Annotated in this window: 7 protein-coding genes; all 7 read right to left on the bottom strand. The window is 35.8% G+C overall.

Translation table 11 applies throughout. The features are described 5' to 3' along the window. Nucleotides 1-288: 288 nt before the first annotated feature. The 7 genes from ilvD to ACTCDL_RS12175 all read right to left on the bottom strand — a co-directional run bounded on the left by ilvD (nt 289) and on the right by ACTCDL_RS12175 (nt 8,348). A complete protein-coding gene (ilvD, locus tag ACTCDL_RS12205) occupies nt 289-2,013 on the bottom strand; it encodes a dihydroxy-acid dehydratase (protein ID WP_463176947.1) in 1,725 nt (574 codons plus the stop codon). A gap of 39 nt (nt 2,014-2,052) precedes the next feature. Then, nucleotides 2,053-2,709, bottom strand: coding sequence for a bifunctional 4-hydroxy-2-oxoglutarate aldolase/2-dehydro-3-deoxy-phosphogluconate aldolase (locus tag ACTCDL_RS12200; protein ID WP_463176943.1), 657 nt, complete (start codon nt 2,707-2,709; stop codon nt 2,053-2,055). A gap of 7 nt (nt 2,710-2,716) precedes the next feature. Continuing rightward, entirely contained in the window at nt 2,717-3,670 is a 954-nt protein-coding gene (locus ACTCDL_RS12195) for a sugar kinase (RefSeq protein WP_463176941.1), read from the bottom strand. Nucleotides 3,671-3,789: 119 nt separating this feature from the next. After that, nucleotides 3,790-5,151: a GntP family permease gene (locus tag ACTCDL_RS12190; protein WP_463176938.1), complete on the bottom strand. Its 1,362-nt coding sequence runs from the start codon at nt 5,149-5,151 to the stop codon at nt 3,790-3,792. A gap of 350 nt (nt 5,152-5,501) precedes the next feature. Beyond that, nucleotides 5,502-6,275 carry an IclR family transcriptional regulator gene (locus tag ACTCDL_RS12185; protein ID WP_463176935.1) on the bottom strand — a complete coding sequence of 258 codons (774 nt, stop codon included), beginning with the start codon at nt 6,273-6,275 and terminating at the stop codon, nt 5,502-5,504. 284 nt (nt 6,276-6,559) lie between these two features. Then, nucleotides 6,560-7,030, bottom strand: a complete 471-nt coding sequence (locus ACTCDL_RS12180; RefSeq protein WP_463176933.1) for a hypothetical protein — start codon at nt 7,028-7,030, stop codon at nt 6,560-6,562. 34 nt (nt 7,031-7,064) lie between these two features. After that, nucleotides 7,065-8,348, bottom strand: coding sequence for a cation:proton antiporter (locus ACTCDL_RS12175; protein ID WP_463176930.1), 1,284 nt, complete (start codon nt 8,346-8,348; stop codon nt 7,065-7,067). Nucleotides 8,349-8,640: the final 292 nt, after the last annotated feature.

The following is an 8,640-nucleotide window of genomic DNA, read 5'->3' as shown; positions in this document are numbered from 1 at the left end:
TTAAGTTTTAGCTACGGGTTTTAACCCGTAGTGTAACATGTCATCATCTCCACAGGTTGAAACCTGTGGCTAGTAAATTTATCATTATAAAAAGTGTCGCACTCTCTATATATAACGATATATTTAAATTTTATTCTAAAGTTAGATGACTATAAAAGATTATCTCTACTTAGAATTAAAAAAGGCAACCTGCTTATATTGTAGCAAAAAACTCTACACCATAATCAAGTTACCTTAACATCTCTACTCTAATTGTTAAATTAAATCCCAAAACTTTTCTCTAAACTATTAACTCATATAGCCACCCTTCATCGGAGAGATAGCTAATTTCTCATATTGAGCTAGAACACCCTTCTTTTTAGCTAAATTAGGCTTAATCCAATTTACCTTTCTATCCCTTAATATCTCTTCAATCTCCTGAGCAGTTTTCTCTTCTTTAGCTATTCCCACAATCTCTAACTTACGATTAGGAATATCGATCTTAATCAAATCTCCCTCTTCTACTAAAGCAATTGGACCTCCAGCAGCTGCCTCTGGAGAGACATGACCAATAGCTGGACCTCTAGTAGCCCCAGAATAACGACCATCGGTGATTAAGGCTGTAGTAGCTACCAGTTCAGGATCAGAAGCAAGGGCTTCAGTGGTATAGAACATCTCTGGCATTCCACTTCCCTTGGGACCTTCATAGCGGATAAAGACTACATCACCTGGCTGAACATCCTTATCAATGATAGCATTTTTAGCATCCTCTTCACAATTAAAGACACGAGCTGGACCAATATGATTATGCATCTCTATAGCCACAGCAGAATGTTTGACCACTGCACCCTCAGGAGCTAAATTTCCTTTTAAAATTGCTATAGCACCTTCTTGGGAAATTGGTTTCTCTCTACTCTTTAGGACATCCTCTACTTCAATTTGACCGTAATTATCCTTAAATTGACTGCGACAGTTTTCAATAAAGCCTTGTTCTCTAATCTCTGCTAAATTTTCACCTAGAGTCTTACCTGTAACGGTCATCACATCAAGGTGCAGTAAGTCCTTAATCTCTTCCATAACAGCAGGGACTCCACCAGTATACCATAAAGCTTCACAGGCATATTGACCACTTGGAATTACATTGGCAATGTATGGAGTTTTTCTATGAATCTCATCAAATAATTCTGGCTCTATCTCTATACCAACCTCATGGGCAATAGCAGGAATGTGTAATAAAGCATTACTTGAACCCGCTACTGCAGCATGAAGAGTAATTGCATTCTCAAAGGCTTCTTTGGTCAAAATATCACTAGGTTTAATATCTTTTTTAACTAATTCCAAGACCTGCTCTCCTGCTTTTTGAGCAAAGTCATCGATAGTTCCATCCTTAGTTGGTATTAAGGCTGAACCTGGCAAAGCCAAACCTAAAGCTTCAGCAATTACCTGCATCGAATTAGCCGTTCCCATAAACTGACAAGAACCACAGCTAGGACAAGCCTCATTTTGATAGCAGACAAACTCCTTTTCACTAATCTCCCCCTTCTCTAGTTGAACAGCATAAGTTCCTATCTTCTCTAAGGTCAAACCATCCTTCCCAGGACTCATCGTCCCTCCTGGTACATGGATTGCTGGCATATCAACCCTTGCCATCGCCATTAAATGAGCAGGAATCGCCTTATCACAAGAAGATGATAATACAACTCCATCATAAGGATGAGCCAAAGCGTGAATCTCTACCATATTGGCAATCATCTCACGGGAGACTAAAGAGTAATTCATCCCATCATGACCTTGAGCTACCCCATCACAGATATCGGTAACTGTAAATTCAGCTGGCTTAGCTCCTACTGCTTCTACACCTTTAGCAATCTCTTTAACTATTTGATTTAAGTGAAAGCTACCAGGATGGCTGGCACCATAAGTACTATCAATTAAAATCTGTGCCTTCGATAGATCTTCCCTACTCCACCCTGTTGCTAAACGTAAAGCATCAATCTCTGGACCTGCCTGTCTTAACTTCTGGCTATTTAGCATAATCAAACCTCCTGTATTTATTTATTAATTGATTAATAATTACTTTCTAGCTTCTTGTACAATTTTAACAAACTCTTTTGCCTTTTTAGTCAATAGCTGATAATTCTCTTGAGCAATAGCCTCTTTATCGATTAAAGATCCTCCTGCACCTATAGCAGTTGCCCCTGCTTTAATAAAGTCTCCTGCATTATCTAAATTGATTCCTCCAGTTGTAATAATTGGAATATGGCTTAAAGGACCTTTAACACTCTTAATATATTTAGCTCCCATTACTCCTGCTGGAAAGACCTTGACCAAATCTGCTCCAGCTTCATAGGCACTAATCATCTCTGTTGGAGTCAATACCCCAGGAATTACTACCTTGCCATAACGGTTGCAAACCTTAATTACCTCTTGGTTTAATGTCGGACAGAAGACAAACTCTGACCCTGCCAAAATTGCAGCTCGTGCCGTCTCTCCATCTAAGACTGTACCTGCTCCAACAATAGCTTCAGTATCTTTTAACTCAACTGATAACTCCTTGATTATATCTAAAGCGGCTGGATTGTCCAAGGTAATTTCCAAGGCCTTAACTCCTCCTGCCAACAATGCTTGAGCAATCTTAACCATCTTATCAGCTTGAGTTCCTCTTAAAACTGCTACTACACCACTCTCCAAAACAGCGTCTATCTTCTTTTGCTTATTCACCTTTATCACCTCTTAATTATCTATTAATTCCTTCTTTTAATCCAGTAAATATCTTAATTTCTTCTAGAGAGGGTAAACCCTCTACATCACCAAGTACCGTGACTGCATAAGCACCTACAGCATTGGCCAATTTAGTAGCATCTACTAGGCTATACCCTTTTAATAACCCAGCAATAAATCCTGCTGCAAAACCATCACCTGCTCCTACCGTATCAACTACCTGTTCAACAGGATAGCCAGCAACTACTTCCATACCATCTTTATCTGCTACCAAAGCTCCAGCAGGACCTAATTTGACAGCTACAATCTCTGTACCCAGACTTAAAATCTCTTGTGCTATCTTCCGGGGGTCATCTAAGCCAAATAAAATCTCACCTTCCTCTACTCCTGGAAGGACAATATCAGAGCTTTTAAATAACTCTAACATAATCTCTTTCATCCGCTCTTTATCTTCCCATAGCTTTAAACGTAAATTGGGATCAAAGGAGACCTTAACATCATTCTCTTTAGCTATCTCAATTGCTCTTAATATAGTCTGATGGCAAGAATCACTTAACGCTGGAGTTATACCTGTCAAATGTAAGTATTTTGCTTGAGCAATATACTCCTCAGATAAATCTGCTGGACTCATCTGACTGGCTGCCGAATCATGGCGATAATAATAAGCCTTAACCTCATGAAGTAGACTTCTTTCTTTAAAATATAATCCAGTCATTGCATCAGCACTAAACTTAACTTGGGAAGTATCAACACCTTCTCCTCTGATAAAGGAATTGATATACTCACCATGGGGATCAGCACCTAACTTACTAATCCAACCAGCCTGATGTCCTAGCCGAGAAAGGCCAATAGCAAAATTACTCTCTGCACCTCCTAGTTGTTTACGGTAATCATAGATATACTTTAAGTTACCAGTATCTCTAGGATTCATCACAATCATCGTCTCCCCTAAGGTTGCTACCTCTATCATAATTTCACCTCACTTTAATTCGTTTCTTAATAAGAAACTAAGTTTCATATACAGGTTAAAAATTAAAGACTTCAAACCTATTAGTTAACCTTGGAAGATTAAATTCCCAAGGCCTGATTTTATACAAAAAAACTAAATACTAATGCAAAACCAAAACCTGCTATAGAAATAATAGTCTCCATTATTGTCCAAGATTGAAGAGTCTGCTTCTCATTTAAACCAAAATATCTTCCCACTAACCAGAAACCACTATCATTTACATGGGATAAAATAGTTGCCCCAGATGCAATCGTCAATACTATCAAAGCCCTTTCAGGAGCTGATAAATCAAAAACCTGCATTACTGGTGCAATAATTCCTGCTGCAGTAATCATAGAAACTGTCGCAGAACCTTGGGTAATCCGTACTACTACAGCCAAAATATATGCCAAGACAATCGGTGGCAAGCTTGAACTAGCAATAGTATTAGCCAGCATAGTTCCTACTCCACTATCAATTAACATCTGTTTAAAGACTCCACCAGCACCAGTTACTAGTATAATCAGCCCTGCTGGTCCCAATGCCTTAGTACTTAACTCTAATAATTCATCTTTAGTAAAACCTCGTTTAGTTCCTAATAAGTAAATTGCTAATAAGGTAGCAATAGTTAAAGCTACAAAAGGATGACCTAAAAATCCAAATAACTGGGCAACAGCTCCATTAGCCATAACACCCTTCTTAACTAATAAATCAGTCAAAGTATTTGCTAAGATCAATACCAATGGTACACCGATAATACTTGTAATCAACCTAAAAGATGGAAGATTTGAAGTATCTCTTTTCATTTCATCAGCATCTTTAATCATATATTCAGGAACATCTACATGAATCTTATTTCCAATATATTTACCAAAGACAGGTCCTGCCAAAATTGCTGTGGGGACTCCAATTAAAGCACCAAAGAATATTACCCAACCAAGATCTGCCCCAACGATCTCAGCCACTGCTATTGGACCAGGCGTTGGTGGAATAAAGGTATGAGTAACAGCTAAACCAGCAAGTAAAGGAATACCGTAATATAATACCGATTTTTTAGTATCCTTAGCCAACGCATAAACAATAGGTACCAAGATAATAAATCCAACATCAAAGAAGACTGGAATAGCCACTAAAAATCCTGCTATCACTAAGGCCCAAGAAGCTCTATCCTTACCAAACTTCTTGATTAGGGTTGTTGCCAAAGCCTCTGCTCCTCCAGAAGCCTCAAGAATCTGACCAAAGATCGCTCCCAAACCAACAACAGTGGCTACAAAGCCTAAGGTACCACCCATTCCATTTTGGATACTCTTAATTACCTCATTAAGTGGCATTCCTGTTGCTATACCAACAAACATGCTAGTTATCAATAATGAAATAAACGCCTGAATCCTCAATTTCAAAACTAAAAATAATAATAGTCCTATAGCTGCCAATGTTACTAAGATTAAACTCGATTGTGCCATCTAATCCGCCCCCTAATAATAAAATTTTTAAATATTTTAATTGGTAGGCTTCTAATATTATAGGCTTATCCTACATTAATTTTGTTTCTTATTACGAAACTCAGTTTCATAAAATTATTAAAAAAATATCTTATCCAGGATTATCAACTTATATTCTGTCTGTTTCTTATTATGAAACTTGGTTTCGTTTTATTATATTGTTATTATACTATACATATATAAGTTATTCAAGTCTAATTTGATGTTTTACAGCAATTTTCTATCTTAAATAGAAAATAAACCTACTTCACCATAGTTAATCTAATGCAAAGACCTAGATTAGAGTGAGTAGGTTCATAAATTCATCAAAATTATCCTCTATAGCCTAGTTGAGAAGATATCTTCATGGCAGTATCCTTAACCACCTTAGCTAGCTCTCCAACTCGCTCTTTAGTAACATGGATAGTCGGACCTGAGACACTGACTGAAGATACTACTTCTCCACTATAATCAAAGATAGGAGCTGCTACACATCTAATCCCTAACTCATGCTCTACATCATCGATAGCATACCCTTGCTCTTTAACCTGTTTTAAATGCTCTTTAAACTCGGTAGGATCGGTAATTGTATTCTCTGTATACTTAGCCAGCCCTTGCTCCTTAATAATCTTATCAACTTTTATTTGAGGATAATAAGCCAACATCGCCTTGCCTACAGCACTACAATGGACTGGGACTCGCTTACCAATTTGAGAGTTCATTCTAATTGTCTTAGAACTCTCTACCTTATCAATATAGACAACTTCCCCTTGATCCATTATCACCAAATGAACTGCTTCATCTGTTATTGCTACTAACTCCTCCAAATAGGGTCTGGCATACTCTCTAATTTCTAAATCATTAAAGATTCTACTCCCCAACTCAAAAAGCTTTAGACCCAATTTATAATTATCAGTCTTAGGATCTTGTTTAACTAAACCTCTATAAACTAAAGTAGATAATAACCTATGAATTGAACTCTTATGAATATCTAACCTATTAGCCAACTCTGTTACTCCTAAACCATCTTCATAATTAGCCAATTCTTCTAAAATATTGACTGACCTATCTACAGCTTTAACTAAATTATTTGGTGTCTTATTCATTTATCAAATCTCCCTTCACATTAACAATAAATCTTATTTTAATATCACCTTTGATATAGATCTCCAAGTCTAAAGTGTAATTTAATGGATATATATAGCAACACTTTCATGTCGGGAATCAGGAATCTGGAACCAGTGTTTATAACTGATTCCTTGATTCCAGATTCCAAAAAATGTTACAATATCTTTCTATTGTTTCATTTTAAAGTTGAATGACTATAACTTATTTATCCCTTTAAATTGAAAAATCCTGTTTAAAACAAGCAAAAACAATTTAAATCTAGCTATAATAGGTGACCTTTATTAATAATTGCAGACCTTTCCTTGATAGACTCACAAATTGGACAAATTTCACCTTCTGCTTTATAAGTAGCATAAACAGAAACTTCAGAGTTGCTAGCAATACATAAGCGATGGAGTCCATCTGTTATATCAAAATGTCCACAGTCAAACTCTAAAATACCAATAGACTCTTCTTCAAATATTTCTATCAACTCCTCTAAATAAGCTTGATCTTCAACTGTTAATAGGTCTTGTCGATACTTATGGTAATCATCCATTAGCTCTTTTAGTTGCCAGCAATAATTCTCTTCTAAACCCAAATCCAAGCTATTAGCTTCTCCATCAGCTAATAAGCAGACTCCAGATTCAAGTTTGGTACAATCTTGATCAAAGGTATTTCTGATATAATAACGTTCTAAAGCCCTTCTGACCATCTCTTTATCCAAAATTTCAGGTCTATAATTATTAGACATAAAAACCCTCCTTATAGATAATAGTTTGGAGAAATTAAGTTCTCATCTCTCCACTCTTACTAAGAGCATACTCTGTACCAATTGCACCTAAAATCTCTGTAATAATTGTAGTAAATAGGATAATATTTAGGATAAACTGACCAACATCAGAGAAATGAACAAATTGATGCTGGACATTATAAGCCAAATCTATCGATACACCGATTTGGGGTAATAGCCCTAAGCCAATGTATTTACTTACATTAGTAGGTGCTTTAGATAAAACAGCTCCTAAGCTAGCCCCACCTACTTTACCTATCACCCTAGCCAAGGTGTAGACTAAAGCAACTACAAGAAAGGATTTAGAAGTTATATTATGAAATTCAATCTGAGTTCCAGCTAAGATAAAGAAGACTGTATGAAGTGGTAGGCTTAAGGTATCTATAATTTCAGAGATGCCTAGATACTTTTTAGAAAAATTTCTAAAAGCAAAACCAATTGATAGATTTGTAATCAAAGGTGATATCCCTAAGAAGATTGCAATATCTGAACCACCAAAGATAGTTGCTAGTAATAATAATATTTTCTTACTCTTCTGCTCAGAATATACTCCCATTAATTTCTGTGAAAAGTATCCGATATTCAAGCCCAATACTATCGAACCAACTATTTTAACTAAGGGTATTAAAAAAGAGTTGAAGAGAGAATAGTGTAACGCTGGTGATATACTGATTAAAGCAATTGGCTTAACGAAGCTGAAGATAATAATAGCTAAAGCCTCATCAAGAGCTAAGACAATCAATAAGGTAGAAGTTAACTCCCCTCTAGCCTTATACTCCTTTAATACCAAGACTGTAGCAGCTGGAGCCGTTGCTGTTGCTATCGCTCCTAAAAGTAACGAGAAGAATAAAGGTTTTCCAATTATCAACATCGAAGTAGTTACCAAAGCAAAGGTAGCCAGAGACTCAATTAAGACAATCAAAGCAAACTCTAGTTCTAGCTTCTTTAAAATCTTTAAGTTTAACTCAGTTCCAATAATAAAGGAGATAAAAGAGACTGCTAAGATAATTACATAGTCAAAAGAATGAATTAAATAAGAGTACCATTCCTTATGTTCTGCCGATAAAAAAGGTGCCTTTTTAATAAAACCGATACTGAATAAAATACCTACTAAGATATCACCAACTACACTAGGTATTTTAAACTTTTTAGTGATAACATGGGCAACAAATGCAGCTACAAATAGGATTCCAACAATATAAATAATTCTATTACTGAGATGATGTAACATAAATAACTGTTTTAAATCATGCAAACTATCTATCGAATCAAATTCCATAATAATACCTCCAGGTCGAAAGAAAATATCCATATATATAGATAGCTCTCTCTATCTTTTAATTTTCTAATTTCAGAATAAAATTGTTTTGTATTAAGAAACTTTATTTCAACCATAATTATACAGCAGCTACAGCGATTTTTCAATGCTTTTTAACCTTTAGTAGTGGTAATTATACCTTTCAGATAATTCCTTATAGATATCCAAGTCTAAAGTGTAATAAAAGACTAAAGATCAAAAGCTAAAGATTAGCAACGAATTAACACGAATTAAAGATTAAAAGATTAATTAA

It is taken from the genome of Orenia sp. (assembly GCF_055140805.1).
The sequence above is the reverse complement of the archived record's forward strand: the minus strand, read 5'-3'. Positions and strand labels throughout refer to the sequence as shown.